The following is a 25,988-nucleotide window of genomic DNA, read 5'->3' as shown; positions in this document are numbered from 1 at the left end:
TCCAGGTGAAAATGTTCGACCGAGTAGATATCATCGCAAGCTATATGTCAAATAGACATTAGCTATCATGCATATCCTGCCATAGATGGGCGCGCGGGGCGCGGCTCAGGAACTGGGTGAACGCACGCGGCACGGGCGCCAGCGGGCGGTCCCGGTGCGTCACCTGGTAGAACGGGCGGGTCAGGTCGAGTCCCTGGATACGCACCTCCTTGATGAGCCCGTATTGGACCTCCCGCCGGATGGCCGCGCGCGAAAGGATGGAGAAACCGAGCCCCTCCATGAGGGCCTCCTTGACCGCCGCCGTGCTGCCGAGCTCCATCCCGACCTTGAGGAGCTTCGCCGGGTCCTGGCCGCGCTTGACCATGGACTGCAGGAACGAACGCAACGTCCCGGAACCGGCCTCGCGGGCGATGAACGGGTGCTTGCCCAAGTCCTGGACCGGCACCTGCTTCAAGCCCGCCCAGGGGTGGTTCGCGGGCACCGCCACCACCATCTCGTCCTGCCAGCGCTTGTGGTAGCTCAGCCGGGCGTCATGGGTGCGGAAACCGGTGAATCCCAGCTCCAGGGTGCCGTCGAGGACCGCCGACACGATCATGGCCGAGTCGCCGATGCGAAGCATCGGACGCACGTCGGGAAAGCGCGCCACGAAGCTCCCCAGCAGGCTTGGCAGGATGTACTCGCCGGGCACGTTGCTGCCGCCCACCCGAAGCTCGCCCTCCACCTTGCCCTGGATGCGGTCCAGCGCCGCCAGCGTCTGGTTCTTCAACTGCAGCACGGCGCCGGCCTTCTCGAAAAGGAGCCGTCCGGCATCCGTCAGCTCGAACTTGCCGCCGAAGCGCCTGAAGAGCCGCGAGCCCAACTGCTGCTCCAGGGACTTGACATGGGCGGTGACGGTGGGCTGGCGCAAGGAGAAGTGTTCCGCCGCGAGCGAGAAGCTGTGCAGCTCCGCCACCCAGTAGAAGATCTCCAGCTTGCGCAGGTCCAGGTCTCTGGAAACCTTGCTCATGCTCTCCTCTCGTTCTCGGAACTGGGCGGCGCCCCGCACCGGCAAAGCCCGTTGCCAAGGGGTGCCAACCCGGCTACTGTAGAGGTCCCGTTGGCCATACGGTCAACGGGAAAGGATGCACGGGAACACGGTTTGTCGCAAGGATGAAGCAGACACCCCTCCACGACTTTCACCAGGACAACGGCGCCGCCTTCGTTGAACGCAACGGGTGGACCCTGCCGCACCACTTCGGCAGCCCGGCCGCGGAGTACGACGCCGTGCGCGCCCGCGCGGGCTGGCTGGACCTGGCGGATCGCGCCGTCCTCGAGATAAACGGACCCGACAGCGCGGAGTGGCTCCAGGGGATGCTGTCCAACGACGTCCAGGCCCTGAACGCCGGCTCCGGCGTGCCCGCGGCCGTGTTGAACATTCAGGGCAAGGTCCTGGCGGACGTGCACGTGCTGCGCACGGAGGAGGCGTTCCTCGTGCTGCTGGACGAACCCTTGGCGTCGGGCGTGGTGGAGCACCTGAACCGTTACCTGATCGCGGACGAAGTGGAGATCGTGGACCTGTCCGGGGAGTTCTCTGTCGTATCCATCCAGGGACCCGAGGCCGGTGGCGGCTTGGGTGAGGTGCTGGGCCTCGACGCACCACCGGCGGCAAGGCTCTCGCACGCGGAAATCGCCTACGCCGGCGGGCGCCTTCGGGTCGTCCACGCTTCGCATACGGGCGAGCCCGGGTTCGACCTCATCGTGCCGAAGACCCAACTCCAGGGCCTGGCCGAGCTGCCCGCGTCCCGAGCGATTCCGTGGGTGGGCGTTCACGCCCGGGAGACGCTGCGCGTCGAGGCCGGCATTCCCCGTTACGGCGTCGACATGGACGCGGACACCCTTTTGCTCGAGACCGGTCTGGACGACGCCGTGAGCTTCACCAAGGGCTGTTATCTCGGACAGGAAACCGTGGAACGCATCCACTCCCGCGGCCACGTGAACCGCAGGCTCACGGGCTTCAAGGTGGAGGGCGCCGAAGCGCCGGACGCCGGCGACGCGGTCCTCGACGGCGACCGCACTATCGGCCGGGTCACCAGCGCCGTCCCCTCGCCCCGGTTGGGCTGCCCCCTCGCCCTCGGCTACCTGCACCGGGACTACCTGGAGCCAGGCACCTCGGTCGCCATCGGACATGGGCGACAGGTCCTCCACGCCACGGTGCACGCCCTGCCCCTCTGAGCCGCCCCCCACGATGAGACAAGAAAAGGGCGACGCGCTTGCGCCGCCCTTTTGTCTTGCAAGGTTCTGTCGCGGAAGCCGCCGTCTACAGCTTGTCGAGTTCCGCCAACAGGTCCTTGTTCTCGGGAATGCCGCCCTCGTAGAGCTGGGCGTAACGCACGGTTCCCTCTTTGTCGATGATGAAAACCGCCCGCTTGGGAAAGCCCTGGGGGCGCAGGCAGTCGTACTGCTCGCACACCTCCCCGTGGGGCCAGAAATCGGAGAGCATCGGGAAGCTGATGCCGCCCATCTTCTCCGCGAACGCCTGGTGGGCGAAAACCGAATCCACGCTTACGCTCAGTACCTGAGCGTCTTTGGCCTCGAAGCTGCTCTTGTCAGCCTCGAAGTTGCTCAATTCCCTCTGTCAGCCGCCGGTAAAATCCAGCGGATAGAACGCCAACACGACGTTCTTCTTGCCCGCGTAGTCGTCCAGGGACACCTTCTCGTCCCGGGACACCGGCAGGCTGAAGGCGGGGGCCTTCTCCCCTACACTTGGCATTGCCATCCACGGTCTCCTTTCCGATCATGTGTTGAGTCGCGGCTTAACACATTTATTCCGCCCAATAAAGACGGCCGAAATCCTTGAGAGCTTCGACGGTGCTGTGGAAGCCGAGTTCGTCCCAGGGTATGCGCCCGGGCGGGAACACGCCGGCCTCGGTGCTCTCGTCACCCGCGGCGAGGGTGCCGCCGACGACGTCCGCCACGTAGACGATGATGACGTTGGGATTCCCGGGGTAGGAATAGACCCCCAGGAGCGACCGGGGCACCACCTCCAGGCGGCTCTCCTCCCGAGTCTCGCGCACGGCCGCGTCGGCGGTGCTTTCACCGCGGTCGACGTAGCCCCCCGGGAAGACCCACTTGCCCATGGCGGGCTCGATGCCGCGGCGCAGCAGCACGACGCCGCCGTCGAGCACACAGACCGCACCGGCCACGACCTTGGGGTCCTGGTAGAAGATGAAGGAGCACTTGTCGCACACGAGCCGCTCGGGCTCGTTCTCCTTGAGGGTGCGCGGCGACAAGCTCCCGGCGCAACGCGGGCAGAAGCGGTAGCGGGCGCCGCCGTGGTGGTGATGCCCGTGGTGGTGGTCGTGGGTCGCCATGGTTCCTCGACTACGCAGCCTTTTCCCTTTCGTCCTGAACGGCTCGATCAACTCCGTTCGTCGCGAGTGTAGCGCTTACCCTTCCGGGGCGCGGCCGTTTCCGGCGTCGCCAGCCCCACGGCACGCCTCAAGCGCGTCTCCTCCTCGCCGGTGAGCGGCCTGATCGCGCCGCTCTCCAGAGTACCGAGGGCAATGGGACCGAAGCGGACGCGCACGAGCCGCTCCACGGTCTGGCCCACCGCTTCCACCATCCGGCGGATCTCCCGGTTGCGTCCCTCACGCAACTCCACCCGGAGCCACACCTTCTGCTTGAGGCGCCGCGCCACCCTCACCGCCGCCGGCGCGGTCACGCCGTCGTCCAGCCGTACCCCGTGGCGGAGCCTTTCCAGTTGCACTTCCGACGGCATGCTGCTCAGCTTCACCTCGTAGGTCTTGGGTACGCCGTAACGAGGATGGGTGAGGCGATGGGCCAGGTCGCCGTCGTTGGTGAGCAGCAACAGACCCGACGTGGCATAGTCCAGACGGCCCGCGGGAACGACACCCGGACTGTAACCCGCGAAGCGCAGGTAATCGGCCACCGCGGGCCGCCCCTCGGTGTCGCGCATGGTGGTGATGACGCCGGCGGGCTTGTGGAAGGCAAGACAGGCCCGCGCCGGCGCGGGCCGCAGCATCCGTCCGTTGACCCGGATGCTGTCCCGGGCGGCGTCCGCCTTGGTGCCCAGTTCCTGGACCCGTTCCCCGTTGACCGTCACGCGGCCTTCGAGAATCCACTGTTCCGCCTGGCGGCGGGAGGCGAGGCCCGCGTGGGCAATGATCCGCTGAAGCCGTTCCACGCTCACCCCCGCGTCGGTTCTTCCGGGTCCGGGAACCCGGCGCTCTCGGCGCCGGCATCGCCGGGGCTTTCGCCCGCGGTCTCCGCGATGTTCACGGGCCTTGCGTCGCTCAAGTCGTCTTCCGTAACACCTTCCTCCGGGAACAGCTCCGCGGCCTCGGCCCCACGCAGCGCCTGGGTCATGTCCTCCATCTCCTCCAGGGTCGGAAGGCCCGCCAGGTCCTTCAGGTTGAACGCCTCCAGGAACTCGCGGGTGGTGCCGTAGAGAAACGGCTTGCCGGCGACGTCCTTGCGCGCCACGATGCGGATCATGCGGCGCTCCAGCAGCGTGGACACGACGCCGTCGACGTTGACGCCGCGGATTTCCTCGATCTCCGCGCGCGTCACGGGCTGCCTGTAAGCGATGATCGCCAGGGTCTCCAGGTTGGCCCGGCTCATGCGCGCGGGCTTGACCGCGGTGAGCCGGCGCACGAATTCGGCGTGCTCTCTGGCGGTGCGCAACTGGTAGCCGTTGGCCACCTCCGCCACGCGCAGGCCGCGGCCCGTGTGCTCGTATTCGTGCCGCAGGGCTTCGAGCGCATCGATGATCTCCTTGCGCGGCACCTCGCCCACGGCGTCCCGCAGCCGCTCCGCGGACACCGGCCCGTCCGCGGCGAAGAGGAGGCTCTCGAGAACCCCCCTGAGTCGATCACTCTCCATACTCATCTCCCCTCACATCCACCTCCAGGACCGCGCTGGCCTCGGAGAGAGACAGCATGGGCTCCATCACGATGGGACCGAGGCGCTCCTTCTGCACCGCGTGCACGGCACGGATGCGGATGAGCTCCAGCAGCGCCAGAAAAGTGACCACCACGTCCATGCGCGAGCGCGCCGCGTCGAACAACTCGTGGAATTGCACCGATGACCGGCGGTGCAGTGAATCGAGGATATGCGTCATGCGCTGGCGCACGGACGCCGTTTCCCGCACCACGGTGTGCACCGACGGTCCCGGGAACCGCTCCAGCACCTTTTGCAGCGCGGATACCAGGTCGAACACGGAAAGCTGCTCGAAGCTGACCTCCGTGACCGGAGCGGACCGCCCCTGGCGCGCGAACACGTCGCGGTTCAGAATGTCGCGATCTTCCAGTTCCCGTGCCGCGTTCTTGAAGCGCTCGTACTCCAGCAGGCGCCGGACCAGCGCGTCGCGGCTGTCGAGGCCCTCGTCATCGTCGTCGTCTTCCTCCTCCTCCGGCGGGAGCAAGGTCTTGGACTTGATGTGGAGGAGCGTGGCCGCCATCACCAGGTACTCGCCGGACAGGTCGAGGTTGAGACCCTGCATCAGCTCCAGCGCGGCGAGGTACTGCTCGGTGATGGACGCGATGGGGATGTCGACGATGCTGAGCTCATTCTTCCGGATGAGGTGGAGCAGCAGGTCCAGCGGGCCTTCGTAGATCTTCAGTTGGACGTGTACCGCCATGGTGGGGCCCTAGCCTCGCGCGCACCCCGCGATGAGTCCGTGCCGCACCCCCGGCCGGGGGCGCGGTCATCAGAGCGTCAATGCCGAACGCACCTCGCTCATGGTGGCGGCGGCCTGAGCGCCGGCCACTCGATTCCCTTCCGCGATCACGTCGCGGATGTCGTCCGGATGTTTCTCGTACTCCGCCTTCTTCTCCCGGAACGGGGCGAGGTCGTCGACGACGTGACGGATCATCACCTTCTTGCAGTCCAGGCAGCCGATGCCGGCGCTGCGGCATCCCTCCGACACCTCCTGGATCTCTTCCGGGGTGCAGTAGATCTTGTGCAGGTTGAAGGCCGGACACTTCTCCGGCTCACCCGGATCGGTGCGCCGGGCACGCGCCGTGTCGGTCACCATGCGGCTGAGCTTGCGGTCGATGGTCTCCGGCGGGTCCGACAGCAGCACCGAGTTGTCGTAGCTCTTGCTCATCTTGCGGCCGTCGAGTCCCGGCAGCCGCTGGGTTTCCGTGAGCAGCACCTCGGGCTCGGGAAAGACCGCACCGTAGAAGCCGTTGAAGCGCCGCACGATCTCCCGCGTCAGTTCCACGTGAGGCGCCTGATCCACGCCCACGGGCACCCGGTGCGCCTTGTAGATGATGATGTCCGCGGCCTGGAGCACCGGATAGCCGAGGAAACCGTAGGTGGACAGGTCGCGCTCGCTCAACTCGCGCATCTGTTCCTTGTAGGTGGGGTTGCGCTCGAGCCACGACACCGGCGTCAACATGGACAGGAGCACGTGCAACTCGGCGTGCTCCTTGATGTCCGACTGCCGGAAGATCGTGCACTTGGCGGGATCGAGGCCCACGCTCAACCACTCCGTGACCATGGCCTCGGTGCCTTCCCGGATTCCGTTCGGGGACTGGTAGTCGGTCGTCAGCGCGTGCCAGTCCGCGACGAAGAAGAAACAGCGATAGTCTTCCTGCAACCCGACCCAGTTGCGCAGGGCTCCGTGGAGATGACCCAGATGGAGCAGTCCGGTGGGGCGCGCCCCGCTTACGATGGTTTGCATGGACTCCAGCTTACACGACTCCGACGATCACGGCCAGAAACCAGATCACGAGGTCCATGATCGGCACCAGCGTGTAGGTCAGCGCCCCGGTCATCAGCAGCGCGACCACGATGATGAACCCGAAGGGCTCGATGCGGGCCACCTGGGAGGATTGGGGTTCCGGCAACAGGCCCACCAGCACCCGGCCCCCGTCCAGGGGCGGCACGGGCATGACGTTGAACACCGCCAGCATCACGTTGATGCGGACGCTGGTGAGCCCCATGTACCAGAGGTACGACGACACCGTGCCGGTGGCGCCACTGCCGCTCATGATGATGAGCTTCACCAGTATGAGGCTCAGCACCGCCAGGATGATGTTGGCCCCCGGCCCGGCCAGGGCCACGCGGACCATGTCCCGGCGCGGATCCCGAAGGTTGTCGAAGTTGACGGGCACCGGTTTGGCGTAGCCGAACACCGGCCCGCCCGCCCAGATGAGCAGCGCGGGCAGCAGCACCGTGCCGACGATGTCGATGTGGGCGATGGGGTTGAGCGTCAACCGTCCCATGATGGCAGCCGTGGGGTCCCCCAGGCGGTAGGCCACCCAGCCGTGGGCTACCTCGTGGAAGACGATGGCGACGAGCACGGGGAATGCCCACACGGAGAGCTGCCACAGGAAGTCTTGGGCCATCGAACTTTTTTAAGGGACGGGCCGCGAAAAAACAACGCGCCCTGCCAGTGTCTCGGGACGCGGCACTAATCCCCCCCGTCCGGGGTCTCGCGCGGGTGGAAGCGCCGGTGCACCTGCTTGACGCGGCTACGGCTCACGTGGGTGTAGATCTGGGTGGTGGTGATGTCCGAATGGCCCAGCATGGACTGCACCGCGCGCAGGTCGGCGCCGCCCTCCAGGAGGTGCGTGGCGAAGGAGTGGCGCAGGGTGTGAGGGGTCACCCGGTGCTGGAGTCCCGCGCGCAAGGCATAGCCCCGCAGCAGCTTCCAGAACCCCTGGCGCGTGAGCGGCTTGCCCGAACGCGAGAGGAACACGTAGTCGCTGTAGCGCCCGCGCAGAAAATGCGGGCGCACGTCGCGCAGGTAGCGCTGGAGGCACTCACGCGCATAGCGGCCGAAGGGGACCAGCCGCACCTTGGCGCCCTTTCCCTTGACCGTCAGGTAACTCCCGTCGAGGTTGACCTGCTGCAGGGTCAGGGAGACCAGCTCCGAAACCCGCAGCCCGCTGCCGTAGAGCAGCTCGAGCATGGCGCGGTCCCGCGCGCCGAGGGGCTTCGCCTCGTCGGGCTGTTCCAGGAGGGCGCGCATGTCCTCCGCCCCCAGGGTGCCGGGCAGGCGCCCGGTGCCGCCGCGGGACGAGAAGTCGGGCACGGGATCGGCGGTGATCACCTCTTCTTTCAAGAGGAAACGGAAGAAGCGCCGCATGCTGCCCAGCAGCCGCGTCACGGACAGGTCGCTCAGGCCGGAGCCGCGCACCTCGGCGATGTAGGCGCGCAGTTCCCCCCGCGTGGCGCCGTCCCAGTCGCGCACGCCGCGCTTGGCGAGAAAGTCCGCCAGGCGGTTCAGGTCGCGGCTGTAGGCCTCCAGGGTGTTGGCGGAGAGCCCCCGTTCCACCGCGGCCATCTCCAGGTACTGGTCCACGTGGCGGGTCAACTCATCCGTCATGGCGCGGCTCCAGCTCCCGGTGCAGCGCCTCCCGCAGGTCCCGCAGCCGTCCTTCGTCCAGCACCTTGCGGCCGTGCGCGTCCGCCACGTAGAAGACATCGGCCACGCGGTCGACGTCGGTGGAGATCTTGGCCAAGTGGATGGCGAAGTCCAGCTCCGAGAGCCGGTAGGTGATGCTGAAGAGGACGCCCGCCCGGTCCTCCGTATAGACCTCGACGATGGTGAAGTCGTCGGAGGCGTCGTTGTCCCAGCGCACGTGCGTGGACGCCTTGACCACCGGCCTCAGCGACAGGGAACGGCGCGAGCGCGCCACCAGTTCGGCGACGTTCACTTCGCCCCGCAGCACCCGTTGCAGGATCGACTCCATGCGCGACCACTTCTCCGGATCCATCACCACTTGAGCCTGTCCCTGGTGCGAGATGCGGAATACGTCGAGGATCAGCCCGTCACGGCGCGTGTTGATGCGCGCGCTCAGCACGTTCAGCTCCATGGCGGCGAAGACGCCTGCGATGGATGCGAACAGTCCGGCCTGGTCGCGCGCGCAGATGGCCACCTCGCTGTGGCCGTGCTCGGGATGATGGCGCACCTCGGCCAGGAAGGGTTCGTCGCCGAGGCGCCGCAGAAGCCGGTAGTGGGACGGCATGGCCTCCTCGGGCGTGGTGAGGAAGTAGCGCCGGGGCATGGCGTCGATGAACTCCCGCCGCACCTCTTTTTCCGGACAATCCGCCGCGAGTTGCGCCAGGAGCCGGTCCTGGACGCGCCGCACCTTGAGGTCGCGGTCGGGCGCCGGCGCCTCGCCCTTCTCGCGTTCTTCCAGGACGTGCAAGGTACGATTGAAGAGCTGCTCCAGCAGCGACCCTTTCCAGTTGTTCCACACCTCCGGCCCCACCGCCTTCATGTCCGAATACGTGAGCACGTAGAGCGCCTTGAGGTTTTCCACTCCGCCCATGGCGTCGGCCAGATCGGCGACGGTCTTCTCGTCCTCGATGTCGCGGCGGAAGGCCGTGCCGGTCAGCAGCAGGTGGTGCAGCACCAGGAACGACAGCAGCTCCTGCTCGTCCTCGTTGAGGCCCATGCGTGCGGCGGCGTCCAGCGCCATGGCCCGGCCCCGCTCCGAGTGGTTGCCTCCCTGGCCCTTGCCGATGTCGTGGAACAGGATTCCCAGGATCAGCACTTCCGGCCGCTCCACCTCCCGGGCAAGCTGCGACAGGCGCGGCAGCGATTCCTCGAACTCCCCCGAGCGCAGCCGTTCGAACTCCTTGACCGCGCGCATGAGGTGCTGGTCGACGGTGTAGATGTGATAGAGGTCGTGCAGCGCCATGCAGCGCACGCGCCCGAATTCCGGAATCAGGGCATCGAGCGCGCCGGTGCGGTGCATCTCCAGCAGCGTCTCGTAGATCCAGTCATTGGATCGCAGGATGTCGAGGAAGCGCCGGTTGGCCTCGCGCGACGACGCCAGCGCCGCGCCCACGGCCTCGATCCGCGCGCGGATCAGCGCGCGCGAGTCCTGCCCGAGGTTGAGCCGGTGTTGCTGGAGATCGGCGAACAGCTCCATCAGTTCCTCCGGCCCGCTCCGGCCGTTGCCGGGCGCCAAGGCCAGCGTGCCCCCGGTGATGCGCACGCCGTGACGCAGCTCGCGTCCGGGACGCGCGTGGCGGCGTTGCGCGGGGTCGTGGTCCACGGCCCGATGGATGACGAGCGACGACAGCCGGCTTACCTCCTCGGCGTGCCGGTAGTAGCTGCGCATGAAGGTCTCCACCTCGCTCAAGCGCTCCTCTTCGGCGAAGCCCAGCCCGCGGGCCGCCTGTTCCTGGGACTCGAAGGTCAACCGGTCCTGATGCCGCCCCGCCAGGAAATGCAGCTCATTGCGCGTGCGCCAGAGGAAGTCCCGCGCGCTCTCCAGCGTCGCCGCGTCGCGGTCGTCCAACAGACCGGTCGTGGCCAGGTCCTCGACGCGCGCGGCGCCGCACTTGGCACGGGCCACCCACAGGGCGCCGTGGATGTCCCGCAGGCCGCCCTGGCCCTCCTTGACGTCCGGTTCCAGCAGGAACACGGACTCGCCGTACTGCTGGTGGCGCCGATGGTGTTCGGCCATTTTCTGCCGCACGAAACTGTCACCCGCGCCGCCCGCGAGCTGTCGCGACACCACGCGCTCCAGCTCGCGCGCGAGACGCCCGTCGCCGCAGACGTAACGCGCGTCCAACAGCGCCGTCTGGATGACGTCGTCGCCACGGGCGCGGCGCGCGCATTCCGTCACCGTACGCGTCGCGTGGCCCACGGTAAGGCCCGCGTCCCACAAGGGATAGAGGATGCGCTCGGTGACGAACTTCACGTAAGCGGCGGCACGCCAGCCGTACAGGAACAGGACATCGATGTCCGAACAGGGGTTCAGTTCGCTCCTGCCATAACCCCCTTGCGCTACCACGGCGCAACGGCCGCGGAGCGCCGGGAGCCGTATGGCGTAGTCCCGTTCGGCATTCTCGAACAACCGCCCCAAGAGGCCGTCCATCATCGTCCCGCGTGCCCGCACCACCTCCGTTCCCGAGGCGCCGGCGCGGTGCGCCGCGAGCAAGAGCTGCTGTCCCTGGGCGATGTAGGCGCGCACGCCCTTCGCCGGCTCCGGGCCGGCCAGGTGTTCGTCCAGGAGCCGGTGCCAGGGAAACACCCTGTCCTCCTCCACCCGCGCGGAGCGGGGGGCACCGTCCTCGTCTACCGGTAGCGATGGCAACGTCATGGGTTCTCCCTCTTGCGCAGTCCGTCGGCGTAGTTCTTGATGCCACGTGACAAGCCATCCACTAGGGCCTTCCGCATCGCGGGGCGCTGCAGTTCCCGCGCCTCGCGGCGGTTGCTCACGAAGAACAGTTCCGCCAGCGCCGCCGGCATGCGCGCTCCCACGAGCACGTAGAAGAGGCCCTTCTTCACCCCCAGGTCCTTCGCTCGCGAATAACGGGGCCGGGTGTTCTTCACCAGCGAGGATTGCAGATGGCTCGCCAGGCTGATGGAATCGGGCAGGTATACGTTCAGCTTGAGGTCGCTCAGCATGATCTGCAGGTCCGTGAGGTTGCGGCGCGCGGTGCGGTTCTCCCGCGCCGCCAGCTTCAGTGTAGCTTCGTCCGTGGTCTTGTCCAGGTAGTAGGTCTCAAGCCCGCCGGCGCGCCGGTTGCGGCTGGCATTGGAGTGGATCGAGAGGAACAGGTCCGCCTTCTCCCGGTTGGCGATGGCCGTGCGTTCCTTGAGCGGCACGAACACGTCCCGGGTGCGGGTCAGCACGACATCCACGCCCATCTCTTGCCGCAGCCGGGGCGCCAGGTTCCGGCCGACCCGCAACACCACGTCCTTCTCCCGGAGGCCGCCGGACCCCACGGCACCCGGATCCTTGCCCCCATGGCCCGGATCCAGCACGATCTTCCGCACCGCGAGATGCCGGCGTGCGGCCGCGCCCCTACGGCGCTCCACGTCGACGACGATGCGATGCGGGTTGGCCATGAGCACGGCGTCGTGCGTGCCGGGGTGCTTGAGGTCGAGGACCACGCGCACGACGCCGGGCTTGAACTGATTGACTCGGACCCGGCGCACCAAGCGGTCGTTGATATTGATCCGGGGGCGCCGCATGGTCAGGCGAGCGCCGGAGATGTCCAGATAGATGCGCGGCGGAAGCCCCTTGGCGGGCGCTGGCGCCAGGGTGTGCACCGAGTACTTGACCGGGCGGGTCACGTCGAGGATGACCCGCGTGTAATTGAGCCCGGAAAGATGGCGCACACGCGTCAGATGCGCCGCCGCGTCGGCCGCGGCCGCCGGGACGACGATGCAAAGCACCACCAGCAAGGACAGCAAACGCGCCAATCAGCCTTCCCTTCTGGCCTCCGTCACGAGCCCTTCCAGCAGGTTCAGCGCCTCCAGCGGCGTGAGTCCGTTCACGTCGATCTCCCGAAGCTTCTCCCGCAGCCGTCCGTCGCGATCGCGCGGTTCGTACAACGAGAGCTGGGCTCCCTCCGTGGCGTGCTCGGCTCCCGCCAGTCGCGGCTGCCCCCAGGCGTTCAACTCCTCGCCCTCGAGATTCTTGAGGATCTCCTTGGCGCGCGCGATGAGGGAACCCGGCAGCCCGGCCAGACCGGCCACCTGGATGCCGTAGCTGCGGCTTGCCGGACCCTCCTTCAGGGTACGCAGGAAGATCACCTCTCCCTCCCATTCCTTCACCGCGAAGTTGAAGTTCTTCACGCGCTCCCGGGTGCGCGCCAGACCGGTCAGCTCGTGATAGTGGGTGGCGAAGAGCGTGCGCGGCCGGTGCGGCGATTCGTGCAGGAACTCGGCCAGCGACCAGGCGATGGAGATGCCGTCGAAGGTGCTCGTACCGCGCCCCACCTCGTCCAGCAGGATCAGGCTGCGGGGCGTGGCCAGACGCAGGATGCGCGCGGTCTCCTTCATCTCCACCATGAACGTGGACTCCCCCGATGCCAGCGCGTCGGTGGCGCCGAACCGGGTGAAGAGACGGTCCACGAGGCCCACGTGAGCCTGGTCCGCGGGCACGAAGCTGCCCATCTGCGCCAGGATCACCACCAGCGCCACCTGCCGCATGTAGGTGGACTTGCCCGCCATGTTGGGGCCGGTGAGGAGCTTGATCTGGGTAGCCTCGGCGTCCATCTCGCAGTCGTTGGGGACGAAGCCGCCGCGCCCCAGCACCGCCTCCACCACGGGATGGCGCGCCGCGCGCACCGACAGCCTCAGGCTCGAGTCCACCCGCGGGCGCACGAAATGCCGGCTCACGGCCGTCTCCGCCAGCACGCCCAGCGTATCCAGTCGCGCCAGCGCCAGACTGGTCTGCTTGAGGGCCGTGTAGTGCGTGGCGATGCGTTCGAGAAGTTCCTGGAAGATCCGCGCCTCGATCTTGAGAATCTCTTCGTCGGACCCCAGTACCCGGGCCTCGTAGTCCTTGAGCTCCGGCGTGATGAAGCGCTCGCCGTTGGTCAGGGTCTGCTTGCGGATGTAGTCGTCCGGTACGTGCGCCAGGTTGGCCTTGGTGACCTCGATGTAGTAGCCGAAGACCTTGTTGTAACGCACCTTGAGGGACTGGATGCCGGTGCGCTGGCGCTCCTGGTGCTGCAGGTCGGAGATCCACCCCTTGGCGTTGCCGCGGATGGCGGTGAGGGAATCCAGCTCGGAGTCGAATCCGGGACGCACGTAACCCCCGCTTCGCGCCGCGGCGGGCGGCTCGTCCACCAGCGCCCGCTGCACCAGATCCACCACCTCCGGCACGGAACGAAGTTCATCGCGAAGGTCCGCCGACAACGCGCTCGCGCACCCCTGGAGGGGATCTCGCACGCGCTCCAGCGCGCGCAGGATGTCCTTGACGGCCGCGAGATCCCGTGGCCCGGCCGTGCGCGCGGCCACGCGGCCGGCCAGCCGCTCGAGGTCCTGCACCCCTCGCAGCGCGTCACGCAGGCGGCGGCGCCGATCGGGATCCTCCACCAGCTCCTCCACCGCGTCCTGGCGGCGCCGGATGCCGCGCTCGTCGAGCAAGGGATACAGGATCCACTTGCGCAGCTCGCGCGCGCCCATGGCCGTACACGCGGGCTCCAGCACACCCAGCAGCGAGCCCCGGCGGCTGCCGTCGAAGCTCTGCAACAGCTCGAGGTTGGCCTGGGCATGCTCGTCGAGCATGAGGAAATGCGCGGCGCGGTAAGCCTCCAGCACGGTGAGCACCGGCACCGCGCCGGGCGAGCGGTCCTCCAGGTAGGCCCGTAGCGCGGCGGCGGCGCGTACACCCAGGGGCCATTCATCGGACGGACCGCCGTGCAGGCCGGCACCCTCGAGCCGGCGCACCGCGGCGGCGCCGAACCACTCGTCCGGACCCGCCGTGCAATGCACCGCGGCATAGTCCTCGCGCACGCGCCGGTGCGCATCGGAGCCGGTCTCGGGGACCAGCAGCTCGCGCGGCTGAATGCGCCCGAGCTCGTTGGCAAGGGCGGCATAACCTTCCATCTGCGTGAAGCGGAACTCGCCCGTGGTGATGTCCGTAAACGCGAGGCCGTACTCGTCCCGGGACGCCGTCACCGCGACGAGGTAGTTGTTGACCCCTGCGTCGAGCCCCTCGCCTTCCGTGAGGGTGCCGGGGCTGATGACCTTGATCACCTCCCGGCGCACCACCCCCTTGGCGAGCTTGGGGTCCTCGGTCTGCTCACACACCGCCACCTTGAATCCCGCGGACAGAAGCTTTCCGATGTAGGGGGTGGCGGCATGGTGCGGCACGCCGCACAGCGGCACCGGCGCGCCGTCGCTGCGGTTGCGGCTGGTGAGCGCGATGTCCAGCACCTTGGACGCCTTCTCCGCATCCTCGAAGAACATCTCGTAGAAGTCCCCGAGCCGGAAGAACAGGATGGCGTCCTGGTGACGCTCCTTGATCTCCAGGTACTGATGCATCATGGGCGTGAGCCGTGTCCGCTCCATCATGTCCCCAGGAAACCCGGCGTTACCGCGTCAAAGAGCCTCTGTTCGATCATTTGGGATCAGGTCCATGCGCTCTTCCCCAAGACCACCGAGATGGACCGGCACCCGGTCGGGAAACGCCACCACCAGATCCAGACGCCCACCCATGGCCTCGATATAACTCCGCAACGTCGAGATCAGGAGGTCGCTGCGCTTCTCCATCTGCGCCACCGTGGACTGGCGGATGCCAAGGCTCTCTGCAAGCTGCGACTGAGTCAGCGCCTTCGCCTTGCGCAGATCCTGAAGGGTCAGATACTCCTGATGCAGACGCTCAGTCTCTGCCTCGATCCGTTCGCGACGGTCGGGGGCGAGCCGCGACATCTTCTCCCTCAATGTCGTCCCCATCGTCCTCTCCTTTCCTCTTCGCCAGATGGCGGTCGAAGCGCTCATCGGCCTTGGCGATAAGCCGTCGGTAAAACCACTTCTCCTTGACACCGGATTTGTCTCCGGGCACCAGGAGGATCGCCTGCCGATCGGGATCAAACGCAAAGAGAACACGCCAAGCCCCGCCATGCGCTTCACGACGCAATTCCTTCATGTTCGCGTGCTTCGATCCCTTCAGCGTATCCGCATGTGGCCGACCGAGTCGTGGGCCTTCCAGTTCCAGCAGACCCGCCTTCACCAGGACCGCGTCCTGGACGGTCGCCGGGAACAGATCGAACTCAGCCTCGAAATCGTCAAGAAATGTGACGACCCAGCCCATGGATCAATATAGCATACGGCCTATATTGGGCTCAATCTATGGGCCGCTAGAGTGATGTATGAGAGTTTGTGTCAGCCGGAGAGGAGCAGGCGCGGGAGGCGTGGCCGTCGATCCGCCGAACCATCGCGAAAATCGCGTTGACCAAGCGCCCGCCGGCTACACCTTGCGCCGCTGGCCCAGCAGATAGTCTACCAGAAGGTATTGTCCCAGACGATCGGGACGGGTGTAGAAGGCGCGGCCCTTGTTGAGGCGGGTCATCTCGTCCACGAAGCCCTTGAGGACCGGGCTGTCGTCGAGCATGAAGGTGTTGATGGTGATGCCCCGCTGGGTGACCCGCTTGGCTTCCTTGAGGGTTTCCTCGGCAGCGCGCTGGCTGATGCCGCCGAAGCTCAGGGGCCACTCGCAATAGAGCCGGCCCTGGCGGCAGTATGCCGTGGGTTGGCCGTCGGTGATGACGATGATCTGCTGATTGCGCGTGGAACTGCGCTTCTTGAGCAGGTCGATGGCGAGATGGAGCCCGTCCTGCAGATTGGTGAAGGGGTCGCCCATGTTCCAGGTGGCTTCGGGCAGGTCCTTGGCCTTGAGCTCCACCGCGCGGGTGAAGAAGCCGACGATGCCGAAGTAGTCCTGGGGATACTTGGAGCGGCACAGCGACTCCATGGCCAGGGCCACCTTCTTGGCCGCGGCGAAGCGGCCGTCCCAACTCATGGACCAGCTCATGTCCAGCAGGAGCACGGTAGCCGCGCGTGTGGAGTACTCCGATTCGAACACGCGGAAATCCGCCGGGTCGAGCTTGAGCGGCAGCGTCGCGTCCCGGCGCAGGGTGCTCTTCAGGGTTTCCATCAGGTTCAGGTTGAGAGGATCGCCGGACACGTACGGCTTGCTCGACTCCGGCACTGGTTCCTGGGAGCCGTGGCGCGCGATCTGGTGCCGTCCGGCGGCGTCGCGCGCGAGCTGCTTGTAGATGTCGCGCAGGGCGATCTGGCCGATGCGCCGGACGCCGCGCGGCGTCAGCTCGAAGTGGTCGCCCTTGTCGACCACGTAGCCGCCCTCTTCCAGCGCCGACTCAAGACGCATGACCCCTTCGTAGTCCTCCTGGGCCTGCGGGCCGAGGAGGCTGTTCAGCAGGTCCATGTCCACGTCCTTGGGACGGCTGCTGGAGAGCTGGCCCTCGAGCTTCTGCAACCCCTCCATCTTCTCCTGCAACTCGGAGGCCTCCTCGAAGTTCAACGACTCCTGGCCCCTGAAGAGGTTTCCTTCACGTCGGATATAGTTTTCCAGCCGGCGGATCTTGTCGAGTTGGGAGAGGATCTCCTCGAAGTCCTTGCGCGCCTCCGCGTTCTCGAAACTGTAGCTCGCCAGCCGCTCGATGGCGTCGCTCAGCTTGGGCGGCAAGTGTTGCAGGAACTCGTCCTTCTGCTGCGCCTCGGCCCGGTCCTCGCTCTCTTTCAGGGTCTCGCGTTCGCGGTTGACGATGTCCTGGAGCATGTCCTGGATCTCGTCCAGGGCGGAACGGATCTGGTACTGCTCGTACATGCGGCGCTTTTCCCGCGCCACCTGGGACAGGAGGTCGTCGAGGCCCGGCACCCGCTCCTCGTCCTCGCCCATGCCGCGCTGCATCATGCGTCGCATGGACTGTTGCAGGTCGCCGGTCTCGTCGAGGTGCTCGTTGAGCTCGTCGAAGACGTCGTCGGACCGGACCGACCTGTCCTGAAAGGCGTTCCAGCGGCTGTAGCGGGCGTGGTGGATCATCGTGCGTCAACCGCGGTCGTCATCACTTCCCGTACGTAATGCGACCTCCCGCGGCCTCCTTGTTGAGCTTCTGATGCAGGTGCAGGCCCTCCAGCACCAGCTCCGTGGCCGAGGCCAGGAGACCGGGCGAGTCGATGTCACCCAACGAGCGAATGGCCTCCTCCAGCCCCGGGATCGCCTTGATGCCCTCGAGGTAGTCCTCGGAGCGCATGTCGTCGGAGACCTCCACGCCCCAGCCCGTGTTGAAGTACTCGATGATTTCCTGGAGCGCGTTGACGTCGAAGCGGCTGTCGAAGGTCTTGAGGATGGCCCGGTTGAGCAGACGCTCGATGAGTTCCTCCTCGTTCTTCTCCTCGCCCACGTACTCCACCTCGATCTTGCCGCAGGTGGAAGGAAGCACCGCGTGGAGGTCGCTCACCCGCGGCACGATGGCGTTCTCGCCCGCCCGCAGGGCACGCTTCTCGGCGTTGCTCACCATGCTCTCGTAGTTGTTGATGCTGACGCGCACGCTCACGCCCGACGACTGGTTGATCTCGCTGGAGTTGCGCGCCTCGAAGGTGAGGTGGCCCAGGACCTCCTTCATGAAGTCCGGGATCACCACCTGGTGGCTGCGATCATCCAGGGGCGCCGATTCCTGCTCCATGATGTCGATCTCGTGCTCGACCTGGCGCGGATAGTGAGTGCGGATCTGAACGTCGAAACGGTCCTTCAAGGGCGTGATGATGCGCCCGCGGCTGGTGTAGTCCTCGGGGTTGGCGCTGGCGACGATGACCACGTCCAGAGGCATGCGGATCTTGTAGCCCTTGATCTGGACGTCCTTCTCTTCCATGAGGTTGAACAGGCCCACCTGGACCTTCTCCGTCAGGTCCGGCAACTCGTTCACGGCGAAGACGCCCCGGTTGGTGCGCGGCACCAGGCCGTAGTGGATGGTTTCCTCGTCGGCCAGGTAACGCCCTTCCGCTACCTTGATGGGATCGATCTCGCCGATGAGGTCGGCGATGGACACGTCCGGCGTCGCCAGCTTCTCGCCGTAGCGCAGATCCCGGCCGATCCACTCCACCTCCAGGTCGTCGCCCTGCTCCGCCAGGCGCCGGCGGCACGGCGCGCAGATGACATTGAATGGGTCGCAGTTGATTTCGCAACTCTTGACCCTGGGAATCTTCTCGTCCAGCAACTGCGTCAGGCCACGGATGATGCGCGACTTCGCCTGGCCGCGCTCCCCAAGAAAGACCATGTGGTGGCCCGCCAGGATCGCGTTCTCGATCTCCGGAATGACGGTCTCTTCATAACCCACGATACCCGGCAGGAGGCGCTGCCCCGACTTGAGAATCTCCGTGAGATTGTGGCGCATCTCGTCGCGCACCGTGCGCACGGGCATACCGCTGCGTTTCAATTCGCCGAGGGTGTTGATGGAATCCACTCCGTTACCTCCTGCCAATACGTAGGTCCTGTTGTCTGTTTCCGTAAGAGTGCGCGGGCGCCTGCGCGCGTGCTAGCCGCCGCCCTCGATGTCGGCGCTCTGGTTGACCCGCAGCCGCAACTCCTTGCCGACCTTGAAGAAGGGTACTCTCTTGGACGACACGGAGACGACCTCTCCCGTCTTCGGGTTACGGCCGTCCCGAGCCCGGCGGTGCTTCACCACGAAACTGCCGAAGCCGCGAATCTCGATCCTCTCCTCCCGTTGCAGGGCGGTAATCAGGGAATCGAAGACAGTGTTGACGATCACCTCCGCATCGAAACGCGACAGGTGGGGAAACCGGTCGTTAATCTCTTCGATGAGATCGCGCTTGGTCATGCCGTTCCCTGAAAGCGTGTCCCACGAAGCCTATCGTCTGTTCCGTTCCCGCCCGCGGCCTCCACGGCCTTCGCGATCCAGCTTCAACTCCTCGTTCAGGATGGTTTCGAACGAGAACCGGCCGGCCTCCTTCTCGCGTTCGAGATAGGTCTCGAGCTCCTCTCGTTCCTCCGACCGCTTGAGGGCACGAATGCTGAGACCGATCTTGTGCTCCTGGATGTCGATGTTGACGATCTCGGCCTCCACCTCGTCCCCTACCTGATACAGGCTCGAGGGCTTGTCGACATGCTCCGTGCTGAGCTGCGAGACGTGGATCAGCCCTTCCACCCCCTCGGCGATACGCACGAACACGCCGAAATCCAGCACCCGGACGATTGCGCCGTGGATCCGGGTTCCGACGGGGTGCTCGCTGACCACGCGCTCCCAGGGGTCCATGGTCAACTGCTTGACGCCCAGCGAAAACCGCTCCACCTGCGGGTCGACGCCGAGTACCTTGGCCTCCACGATGTCACCCTTCTTGTAGAGTTCGGAGGGGTGTTTGATCTTCTTGGTCCAGTCGAGGTCGGAGATGTGGATCAACCCGTCGATGCCCTCCTCGACACCCACGAACACGCCGAAGTCGGTGATGTTCCGTACCGGCCCCGAGATGATGCTGCCCTCGGGATACTTCTCCTTGGCCAGGAACCACGGGTTCGGCAACACCTGGCGCAACCCCAACGAGATGCGGCGCCGTCCAGGGTCGACGTTCAGCACCATGGCCTCCACGGTCTCGCCCACCTGGACCACCTTGGAGGGATGCGACAGTTTCTTGGCCCACGACATCTCCGACACGTGGATGAGACCCTCGACTCCCTTCTCCAGCTCCACGAAGGCGCCGTAGTCGGTCAGACCCACCACCTTGCCGGTGATCTTCGAGTCCACGGGATACTCTGCCGTCACCGCTTCCCAGGGGTCCGGAGTGATCTGCTTCATTCCCAGGGAAATCCGCTCGCGCTCCTTGTCGAACTTGAGCACCACGACCCGGATGGTCTCCCCGATGCTGAGAAGGTCGCTGGGGTGGTTGACCCGGCCCCAAGACATGTCGGTGATGTGCAGGATGCCGTCGATGCCTCCCACGTCCACGAACGCGCCGTAGTCCGTGATGTTCTTCACGACGCCTTCCAGGATCACCCCCTCATCCAGGACCGCCAGGGTCTCCTTCTTGAGCACCTCGCGTTCCTGCTCGAGCAGCATCTTGCGTGACACCACCACGTTGTCGCGCATGCGGTTGTACTTGAGTATCGTGAACCGGTCCTGCTTGCCCACGAACTGGTCCAGGTTTCGCGTCGGACGAATGTCCACGTGCGAGCCGGGAAGGAAGCCGTCCACCCCCACGTCCACCTTGAAACCACCCTTGACCCGCGCCACGATGGTTCCCTCGATGGGTATGGTCTGCTCGTAGGCCTTCTCGATCCGGTCCCAGACCTTGATGCTCTCGGCCTTCTGACGCGAGAGCACGATCTCACCCCGGTCCCCTTCCGGGGACTCGAAGAACACGTCCACGTCCTCCCCCACCGCCACCTGCAAGGCACCTTCGCGATCCTGGAACTCCTGCACGGGGATCCGGCCCTCGGTCTTGTAGCCCACGTCCACCACCACGTGAGTGGGGTTCACGTCGACGATCTTGCCGCTCACCACCCCGCCCGGCTGCACCGCCTGGATACTCTCCTCGAACATCGACCGAAAGTCATCCTCGGCTGGCATTGCCTCCTCGCCCTGCCCCGTCTCCTGGCTCGCGAGAGCCTCGCCGTCCTGCGACGTTTCCTCGTTCTTGTTCTCCTCGACTTCCGTCATGAAACAATTCTCCCATTCTCATTGGATTTCTTCTTGACTGCCTGCAGCACCTGCTCCACCACCGCTTCCACCGGCAACAGAGTCGAATCGATGAACACCGCGTCGTCCGCCCGGCGCAATGGCGCAACGGCCCGCTCCTTGTCGCGCCGGTCCCGCCGCATCACGTCCGCCAGGGTCTCCTCCAGTGTCAGGTCCGGCTCCTTCCCGGCAAGCTCTCCGAAGCGCCGGCGCGCGCGCGTTTCCGGGGAAGCGTCCAGGTACACCTTGACCGCCGCCTCCGGGAACACCACGGTACCCATATCGCGCCCTTCGGCCACGACCGCGCCGCCACGTCCCATGGCGCGCTGCAACTCGGCCATGCGCTCGCGGACGATGCCCAAGCCGGATACCCTGGACGCCACCTGTCCCACCTCGGCGGTGCGGATAGCGCCGCTCACGTCCACACCGTCGAGCATCACCGACGGCGCGTCCGCGTCCGCGCCCAAGTCCACCGCGGTGTTCCGCAAGATCCTGCCCAACGCCACCTCGTCGCCGGGATCCGTCCCATGGCTCATGACCTTCCACGCCAGCGCCCGATACATGGCCCCGGTGTCCATGTAGCGGTACCCCAAACGCTTCGCCACGGCCTTTGCGACCGTACTCTTACCCGCGCCGGCCGGGCCGTCGATGGCCACGATCAACTATCCTAACCTCCCTCGGCAGCAGGCACAAACGGTGCGCCGCCGCCCAAACGTCGATTTTCCCTTCAGCCACGGAGCTGCTCCAGGCTCTCGAAGAAGCCGGGAAATGAAACCTTCACGCAATCCTCACCCGTCAGACCTATCCCGCCCGCGGCGGAGAGGCCCGCCACCGCCAGGGCCATGGCCACGCGATGGTCGCCGTGACTCTCCACGGAAGCCGCCTTGAGGGAGGTGCCTCCGTCGATGGCGACGTCGTCGCCGCGCACTTCCACCCGCGCGCCCATCTTGGAAAGCTCGCGGGTCATGGTGGCAATGCGGTCGGATTCCTTGAAACGCAGTTCGCCCACGTCGCGGAAGAGCGTCTGTCCGTCGGCCAGGGCCGCGGCGACGAACAGCACCGGGTACTCGTCGATGGTCCGGGGAGCCAGCTCGGGCGCTACCTCCGTCCCCGTGAGCGCTCCGCCGCGCACCCGGATATCCGCCACCGGCTCGCCCGCCTCCTCGCGTCGCCCCGTCAACTCGATGTCCGCGCCCATGGCGCGCAGCACCTCGATGATGCCGCTGCGGGTGGCGTTGCAACCCACGCCGCGCACGGTCACGTCGGAACCCGGGACCGTGGCGGCCGCCACCGCCAGGAACGCGGCCGACGAGATGTCTCCCGGCACGGTCAGGCGCGTTCCCGAAAGCTCCTGCGCGCCCGGCAGGACCACCGTGCCGCCGACGCATTCCAGCTTGGCCCCGAAGCCCTGGATCATGATCTCGCTGTGATCGCGGGAGCGGTAAGGCTCCTGGAAACGAGTCTCGCCCCGGGCCTGCAGGCCCGCCAGCAGCACCGCGGACTTGACCTGGGCGCTGGCCACGGGCGAAGCGTATTCGATGCCCTGAAGCGCACCGCCGTGGATCTCGAGCGGCGCGCATCCTTCACGGTCCGACATCCGCGCTCCCATGCGCGCGAGCGGCTCCGTCACACGCTTCATCGGACGGGTGCGCAACGAGCCATCGCCGTCCAGGATGGTCGGGAACGGCCGGCCCGCCAACACCCCCGCCAGCAGGCGTATGGTGGTGCCGGAATTGCCGCAATCGATGGCTTCCGAGGGCGCCTGCAGTCCGTCCCAACCCCGGCCCTCGATGCACAGAACGCCGTCGTCGCGCCGGAAAGCCACTCCCATGCGCCGGAAAGCGGACACGGTGCTGGAATTGTCGGCGCCTGCCGACATGTTGTGGATGCGCGTCTCTCCCCCCGCCACCGCGCCCAGTATGACCGCGCGATGTCCGATGGACTTGTCCCCCGGCACTTCCAATGCGCCCCGCAGCGGGCGCGAAGCCTGTTCCACCCGTACCATGCCTATGCGATCCTCTTGCGCGTCTCCAGCGCCCGTTCGAGTTCCCTTTCCAACCCCGGCCCGTCGCTCCGCTCGACGCAATCCGCGAAGCGATCGATGGCCCGGCCGAGTTCCCGAAGTCCCTTCAGCACCGGCTCCCGGTTGAGCAGACAGATGTCGCGCCACAATTCCGGACGCCCCGCGGCGATGCGCGTGGTGTCCTTGAACCCGGAGCCACAGTACTCCGCCAAGTCCAGCGAGTCGATCCGGGTACGCTCCAGGACGTTCACCAGCGCGGCCGCCGCGACGTGGGGTAGATGGCTCACCGCCCCCAGAATCCGGTCGTGGCGCGCGGCCTCCATCAACTCCACCTTCGAGCCGACGCCGCGCCAGAACGCGCGCAGCTTCTTCACCGCCGCGGCATCGCTCTTCCGCGTCGGCGTGATGATGCAGCGGCGCCGGACGAAGAGGTCGGCCCTCGCCGCGTCCGGGCCCCACTGATCGCTGCCAGCGATGGGATGCGCGCCGACGAAAGGAGGCCCGCCCTTGAGCAACCGCTCCATGTCCGCCACCACCCGGCGCTTGACGCTGCCGACGTCGCTGATGAGACAGCGCGAGTCGAGCCGCGGCAGGAACGACCGGGTCAACGGCGCGATGGCGCTCACCGGCGTCGCGAGCACCAGGAAATCCGCGTCCTCGGGGAACTTCCCGGCCTGCAGGAAGTAGCCGTCGAGGATGCCGATTTTCCTGGCCCGGCGCAGGGTCTTCTCGTTGCGGCCGTAGCCCATGACCCGCTCCACCAGCCCGCGCTCCTTGGCGGCCAGCGCCAGCGAGCCGCCGATCAGCCCCACGCCCGCGATCACCAGGGTGCGGAACATCAGCCGGCGCCCCCGTTCCCCGCCCGGATCTTCGAGAGAGCCTCGATGAACCGCCGGTTCTCGTCCGCGGTCCCCACGGTCACGCGCACGTGGTCGGGAAACTCGGGACCCACGGGGCGCACGATGACGCCGCGGCGCAGCAACTCCTCGTACACGCGCGCCGGGTCGCCGGTGCGCACCAGAATGAAGTTGGCCTGGCTCGGCACCCACTCGACGCCGCGGGACGTCAACTCTTCGGTCAGGTACAACAGTCCCTGCCGGTTGACTTCGATGCTGCGGCTCAGATGCTCGACGTCGTTCACCGCCGCGGCGGCCGCCCACTGAGCCGCGGCATTGACGTTGAAGGGCTCCCGCACCTGGTTCATGACGGCGACGATCTCGGGATGGGCGATACCGTAGCCGACGCGCAGCCCGGCCAACCCGTAGGCCTTGGAGAAAGTCCGCAGGGTCAGGAGCGAGCGGTCCTCCCGGTGATCGTGCAACGAGTCCGGATAATCCGGGTCGTCGACGTACTCGAAGTAGGCCTCGTCCGCCACCACCAGCACATCGGGTCCCACGCGTTCGAGAAAGGCCTCCCACTCGGCCCGCCGGTAGACGGTGCCCGTGGGGTTGTTGGGATTGGCGAGGAAGACGCAGCGCGTCTCGGGCGTCAGCGCTTGTGCCATGCCTTCGAGGTCGAAGCCGTAGTCCTTGAGCGGCACGGTCCGGACCGACGCGCCCATGGCGGCGAGCGCGAGGCCGTACGCCACGAAGCTGCCGCGGGACATCAGGGCCTCGTCCCCCGGACGCAGGAACGTCCGCACCGCGAGGTCGATCAGCTCGTTGGATCCGTTGCCGAAGACGAGCCGTTCCGGCGCCACGTCCAGCCTGGCCGCCAGGGCGTGGCGCAGGTGGAAACAGTCGCCGTCGGGATAGAGGTTCAGTTCCTCCAGGTGCTCCCGCAAGGCGGCCAGGGCCTTGGGCGACGGTCCCAGAGGGTTCTCGTTGGAGGCGAGCTTGGCCGAGCCCTGGATGCCGTACTCCCGCTCCACCTCGTCGATGGGCTTGCCGGGCACGTAGGGCACGATGCGCCGGATGTACTCCGGGACCTTGTCGGTGATGCTCATAGGCCTTGCGGATACGATCCCAGTACCTTCAGGAAGACACAGCTTTGGGCAAGTTGCTCCAACGCCTTCTCAACGTGCTTCTCCTGCCGATGGCCCTTGAAATCGATGAAGAAGACGTACTCCCACGCTTTCTGGCGCGAGGGCCGGGACTCGATCTTGGTGAGGTTGATGCCGTGTCCGGCGAACGGCGCGAGCATTTCGTGCAGGACGCCGACGCGGTCCTTGGCCGCGAACACGATGCTGGTCTTGTCCTCCCCCGTGGGCGACGGCGGGTCGTCGCCGATGACGAAGAAGCGCGTCATGTTGTCATGATTGTCCGCGATGTTGGCCTGGACGATCTTGAGGCCGTAGACGTCGCCCGCCAGACGGCTGGCCACCGCCGCCACCTGCCGGTCCGCGCGCGCTTCCCTGGCCGCCTGGGCCGTACTCGCCACCGCCTCGACCGAGGCGTCCGCGTGGTGCGCCCCCAGCCAGCGTCGGCACTGGCCCAGCGCATGGGAATGGGACAGGATGCGGCGCACGTCGGCCGCGCGCCCCGAGCGCGACAGGAGGCACAGCTCGATGTCGATGCTGACCTCGCCGCAGATCTGTGCGTCCGCGTCCTGGAGCAGGTCCAGGGTGTGGGTCACCACCCCCTCGGTGGAGTTCTCGACCGGCACCACGCCGTAGTCCACGTTGCCGGCGCCGACTTCGCGAAAGACATCGGCGATGGTGGGCTCGGGACGGTAGCGCACGGTGCTGCCGAAGTGCCGCTGCGCCGCCATGTGGGTGAAGGTCGCCTCGGGCCCGAAGAAGGCCACCTTCATCTCCGCTTCGATACCGCGGCAGGCGGACAGCACCTCGCGGAACACCGCGCGCACCGACGCCGTCGGCAACGGCCCGGGATTGGCTTCGGCGATCCGGCGGTACACCTCGCGTTCGCGGCTGGCCACGTAGACGCGTTCCCCGGTCCGATCCTTGTGCTGCCCGATCTTCAGGGCGAGGGATGCTCTCTCGTTGAGAAGCGCTACAAACCTGGAATCAACTCGGTCGATCTTTTTCCGGAGGGCATCTAACGATTCTCGGCGGCTCAATGACAACCTCGAGGGGAAGGATTCGGGA

At 66.6% G+C, this 25,988-nt stretch carries 24 protein-coding genes; 1 reads left to right on the top strand and 23 read right to left on the bottom strand.

What is annotated here, in order from left to right; genetic code table 11:
• Nucleotides 1-58: 58 nt before the first annotated feature.
• The gene (locus OXF11_01385) at nt 59-1,006 is read right to left on the bottom strand and encodes a selenium metabolism-associated LysR family transcriptional regulator (GenBank protein ID MCY4485758.1); all 948 of its coding nucleotides are present in this window, start codon (nt 1,004-1,006) and stop codon (nt 59-61) included.
• A gap of 143 nt (nt 1,007-1,149) precedes the next feature.
• Between OXF11_01385 and OXF11_01380 the strand changes: the two genes are divergently transcribed.
• Entirely contained in the window at nt 1,150-2,211 is a 1,062-nt protein-coding gene (locus OXF11_01380; protein ID MCY4485757.1) for an aminomethyltransferase family protein, read from the top strand.
• A gap of 85 nt (nt 2,212-2,296) precedes the next feature.
• On the opposite strand, the gene OXF11_01375 is transcribed toward OXF11_01380, so the two are convergent.
• The 22 genes from OXF11_01375 to pheA all read right to left on the bottom strand — a co-directional run bounded on the left by OXF11_01375 (nt 2,297) and on the right by pheA (nt 25,960).
• Nucleotides 2,297-2,749, bottom strand: a complete 453-nt coding sequence (locus OXF11_01375) for a redoxin domain-containing protein (protein MCY4485756.1) — start codon at nt 2,747-2,749, stop codon at nt 2,297-2,299.
• 52 nt (nt 2,750-2,801) lie between these two features.
• Complete coding sequence (locus OXF11_01370) at nt 2,802-3,350, bottom strand: NUDIX hydrolase (protein MCY4485755.1); 549 nt, start codon at nt 3,348-3,350, stop codon at nt 2,802-2,804.
• Between the two features lie 47 nt (nt 3,351-3,397).
• Complete coding sequence (locus tag OXF11_01365; protein ID MCY4485754.1) at nt 3,398-4,183, bottom strand: pseudouridine synthase; 786 nt, start codon at nt 4,181-4,183, stop codon at nt 3,398-3,400.
• Between the two features lie 2 nt (nt 4,184-4,185).
• Nucleotides 4,186-4,881 carry an SMC-Scp complex subunit ScpB gene (scpB, locus tag OXF11_01360; GenBank protein ID MCY4485753.1) on the bottom strand — a complete coding sequence of 232 codons (696 nt, stop codon included), beginning with the start codon at nt 4,879-4,881 and terminating at the stop codon, nt 4,186-4,188.
• Nucleotides 4,871-5,638 carry a segregation/condensation protein A gene (locus OXF11_01355; protein MCY4485752.1) on the bottom strand — a complete coding sequence of 256 codons (768 nt, stop codon included), beginning with the start codon at nt 5,636-5,638 and terminating at the stop codon, nt 4,871-4,873. The genes scpB and OXF11_01355 overlap by 11 nt, the downstream gene beginning before the upstream one ends.
• A 69-nt stretch (nt 5,639-5,707) precedes the next feature.
• Nucleotides 5,708-6,685 (bottom strand): tryptophan--tRNA ligase, encoded by a 978-nt coding sequence (gene trpS / locus OXF11_01350; GenBank protein ID MCY4485751.1) that lies wholly within the window; start codon nt 6,683-6,685, stop codon nt 5,708-5,710.
• A 10-nt stretch (nt 6,686-6,695) separates the two neighbouring features.
• Nucleotides 6,696-7,352 carry a site-2 protease family protein gene (locus OXF11_01345; GenBank protein ID MCY4485750.1) on the bottom strand — a complete coding sequence of 219 codons (657 nt, stop codon included), beginning with the start codon at nt 7,350-7,352 and terminating at the stop codon, nt 6,696-6,698.
• A gap of 65 nt (nt 7,353-7,417) precedes the next feature.
• Nucleotides 7,418-8,335, bottom strand: coding sequence for a site-specific tyrosine recombinase XerD (gene xerD, locus OXF11_01340; GenBank protein ID MCY4485749.1), 918 nt, complete (start codon nt 8,333-8,335; stop codon nt 7,418-7,420).
• Complete coding sequence (gene glnD, locus OXF11_01335; GenBank protein ID MCY4485748.1) at nt 8,325-11,069, bottom strand: [protein-PII] uridylyltransferase; 2,745 nt, start codon at nt 11,067-11,069, stop codon at nt 8,325-8,327. The genes xerD and glnD overlap by 11 nt, the downstream gene beginning before the upstream one ends.
• Nucleotides 11,066-12,178: an N-acetylmuramoyl-L-alanine amidase gene (locus OXF11_01330; GenBank protein ID MCY4485747.1), complete on the bottom strand. Its 1,113-nt coding sequence runs from the start codon at nt 12,176-12,178 to the stop codon at nt 11,066-11,068. The genes glnD and OXF11_01330 overlap by 4 nt, the downstream gene beginning before the upstream one ends.
• Nucleotides 12,179-14,779, bottom strand: coding sequence for a DNA mismatch repair protein MutS (gene mutS, locus OXF11_01325; GenBank protein ID MCY4485746.1), 2,601 nt, complete (start codon nt 14,777-14,779; stop codon nt 12,179-12,181). It lies immediately after the preceding gene.
• A gap of 30 nt (nt 14,780-14,809) precedes the next feature.
• A complete protein-coding gene (locus OXF11_01320) occupies nt 14,810-15,139 on the bottom strand; it encodes an XRE family transcriptional regulator (protein MCY4485745.1) in 330 nt (109 codons plus the stop codon).
• The gene (locus OXF11_01315) at nt 15,090-15,521 is read right to left on the bottom strand and encodes a type II toxin-antitoxin system RelE/ParE family toxin (protein MCY4485744.1); all 432 of its coding nucleotides are present in this window, start codon (nt 15,519-15,521) and stop codon (nt 15,090-15,092) included. Before OXF11_01315 ends, OXF11_01320 begins: the two co-directional genes overlap by 50 nt.
• 156 nt (nt 15,522-15,677) lie before the next feature.
• A complete protein-coding gene (locus OXF11_01310; GenBank protein MCY4485743.1) occupies nt 15,678-17,273 on the bottom strand; it encodes a VWA domain-containing protein in 1,596 nt (531 codons plus the stop codon).
• A gap of 22 nt (nt 17,274-17,295) precedes the next feature.
• Entirely contained in the window at nt 17,296-18,693 is a 1,398-nt protein-coding gene (locus tag OXF11_01305) for a magnesium chelatase (protein MCY4485742.1), read from the bottom strand.
• A gap of 72 nt (nt 18,694-18,765) precedes the next feature.
• Complete coding sequence (locus OXF11_01300) at nt 18,766-19,068, bottom strand: integration host factor subunit beta (protein ID MCY4485741.1); 303 nt, start codon at nt 19,066-19,068, stop codon at nt 18,766-18,768.
• A gap of 30 nt (nt 19,069-19,098) precedes the next feature.
• Nucleotides 19,099-20,901 (bottom strand): 30S ribosomal protein S1, encoded by a 1,803-nt coding sequence (locus OXF11_01295; protein MCY4485740.1) that lies wholly within the window; start codon nt 20,899-20,901, stop codon nt 19,099-19,101.
• Nucleotides 20,898-21,581 carry a (d)CMP kinase gene (cmk, locus tag OXF11_01290; GenBank protein MCY4485739.1) on the bottom strand — a complete coding sequence of 228 codons (684 nt, stop codon included), beginning with the start codon at nt 21,579-21,581 and terminating at the stop codon, nt 20,898-20,900. The genes OXF11_01295 and cmk overlap by 4 nt, the downstream gene beginning before the upstream one ends.
• A 65-nt stretch (nt 21,582-21,646) precedes the next feature.
• On the bottom strand, nt 21,647-22,924 hold the full coding sequence (gene aroA / locus OXF11_01285) for a 3-phosphoshikimate 1-carboxyvinyltransferase (GenBank protein ID MCY4485738.1): 1,278 nt from the start codon (nt 22,922-22,924) through the stop codon (nt 21,647-21,649).
• Nucleotides 22,925-22,926: 2 nt separating this feature from the next.
• The gene (locus OXF11_01280; GenBank protein MCY4485737.1) at nt 22,927-23,781 is read right to left on the bottom strand and encodes a prephenate dehydrogenase/arogenate dehydrogenase family protein; all 855 of its coding nucleotides are present in this window, start codon (nt 23,779-23,781) and stop codon (nt 22,927-22,929) included.
• Nucleotides 23,781-24,887 (bottom strand): histidinol-phosphate transaminase, encoded by a 1,107-nt coding sequence (hisC, locus tag OXF11_01275; protein ID MCY4485736.1) that lies wholly within the window; start codon nt 24,885-24,887, stop codon nt 23,781-23,783. Before hisC ends, OXF11_01280 begins: the two co-directional genes overlap by 1 nt.
• A complete protein-coding gene (gene pheA / locus OXF11_01270; GenBank protein MCY4485735.1) occupies nt 24,884-25,960 on the bottom strand; it encodes a prephenate dehydratase in 1,077 nt (358 codons plus the stop codon). Before pheA ends, hisC begins: the two co-directional genes overlap by 4 nt.
• Nucleotides 25,961-25,988: the final 28 nt, after the last annotated feature.

The sequence above is a fragment of the Deltaproteobacteria bacterium genome, from assembly GCA_026712905.1.
In the GTDB taxonomy this organism is placed as follows: Bacteria; Desulfobacterota; Binatia; order UBA9968; family JAJDTQ01; genus JAJDTQ01.
The sequence above is the reverse complement of the archived record's forward strand: the minus strand, read 5'-3'. Positions and strand labels throughout refer to the sequence as shown.

Bases quoted from the DNA above. Each gene is read 5' to 3' on its own strand.
- OXF11_01280 (MCY4485737.1), bottom strand. From the start codon at position 23,781: ATGTTCCGCACCCTGGTGATCGCGGGCGTGGGGCTGATCGGCGGCTCG.
- glnD (MCY4485748.1), bottom strand. From the start codon at position 11,069: ATGACGTTGCCATCGCTACCGGTAGACGAGGACGGTGCCCCCCGCTCC.
- OXF11_01380 (MCY4485757.1), top strand. From the start codon at position 1,150: ATGAAGCAGACACCCCTCCACGACTTTCACCAGGACAACGGCGCCGCC.
- xerD (MCY4485749.1), bottom strand. From the start codon at position 8,335: ATGACGGATGAGTTGACCCGCCACGTGGACCAGTACCTGGAGATGGCC.
- aroA (MCY4485738.1), bottom strand. From the start codon at position 22,924: ATGGTACGGGTGGAACAGGCTTCGCGCCCGCTGCGGGGCGCATTGGAA.
- OXF11_01295 (MCY4485740.1), bottom strand. From the start codon at position 20,901: ATGACGGAAGTCGAGGAGAACAAGAACGAGGAAACGTCGCAGGACGGC.
- OXF11_01300 (MCY4485741.1), bottom strand. From the start codon at position 19,068: ATGACCAAGCGCGATCTCATCGAAGAGATTAACGACCGGTTTCCCCAC.
- OXF11_01355 (MCY4485752.1), bottom strand. From the start codon at position 5,638: ATGGCGGTACACGTCCAACTGAAGATCTACGAAGGCCCGCTGGACCTG.
- OXF11_01315 (MCY4485744.1), bottom strand. From the start codon at position 15,521: ATGGGCTGGGTCGTCACATTTCTTGACGATTTCGAGGCTGAGTTCGAT.
- OXF11_01320 (MCY4485745.1), bottom strand. From the start codon at position 15,139: ATGTCGCGGCTCGCCCCCGACCGTCGCGAACGGATCGAGGCAGAGACT.
- scpB (MCY4485753.1), bottom strand. From the start codon at position 4,881: ATGGAGAGTGATCGACTCAGGGGGGTTCTCGAGAGCCTCCTCTTCGCC.
- OXF11_01345 (MCY4485750.1), bottom strand. From the start codon at position 7,352: ATGGCCCAAGACTTCCTGTGGCAGCTCTCCGTGTGGGCATTCCCCGTG.
- hisC (MCY4485736.1), bottom strand. From the start codon at position 24,887: ATGAGCATCACCGACAAGGTCCCGGAGTACATCCGGCGCATCGTGCCC.
- trpS (MCY4485751.1), bottom strand. From the start codon at position 6,685: ATGCAAACCATCGTAAGCGGGGCGCGCCCCACCGGACTGCTCCATCTG.
- OXF11_01385 (MCY4485758.1), bottom strand. From the start codon at position 1,006: ATGAGCAAGGTTTCCAGAGACCTGGACCTGCGCAAGCTGGAGATCTTC.
- OXF11_01370 (MCY4485755.1), bottom strand. From the start codon at position 3,350: ATGGCGACCCACGACCACCACCACGGGCATCACCACCACGGCGGCGCC.
- OXF11_01310 (MCY4485743.1), bottom strand. From the start codon at position 17,273: ATGATCCACCACGCCCGCTACAGCCGCTGGAACGCCTTTCAGGACAGG.
- mutS (MCY4485746.1), bottom strand. From the start codon at position 14,779: ATGGAGCGGACACGGCTCACGCCCATGATGCATCAGTACCTGGAGATC.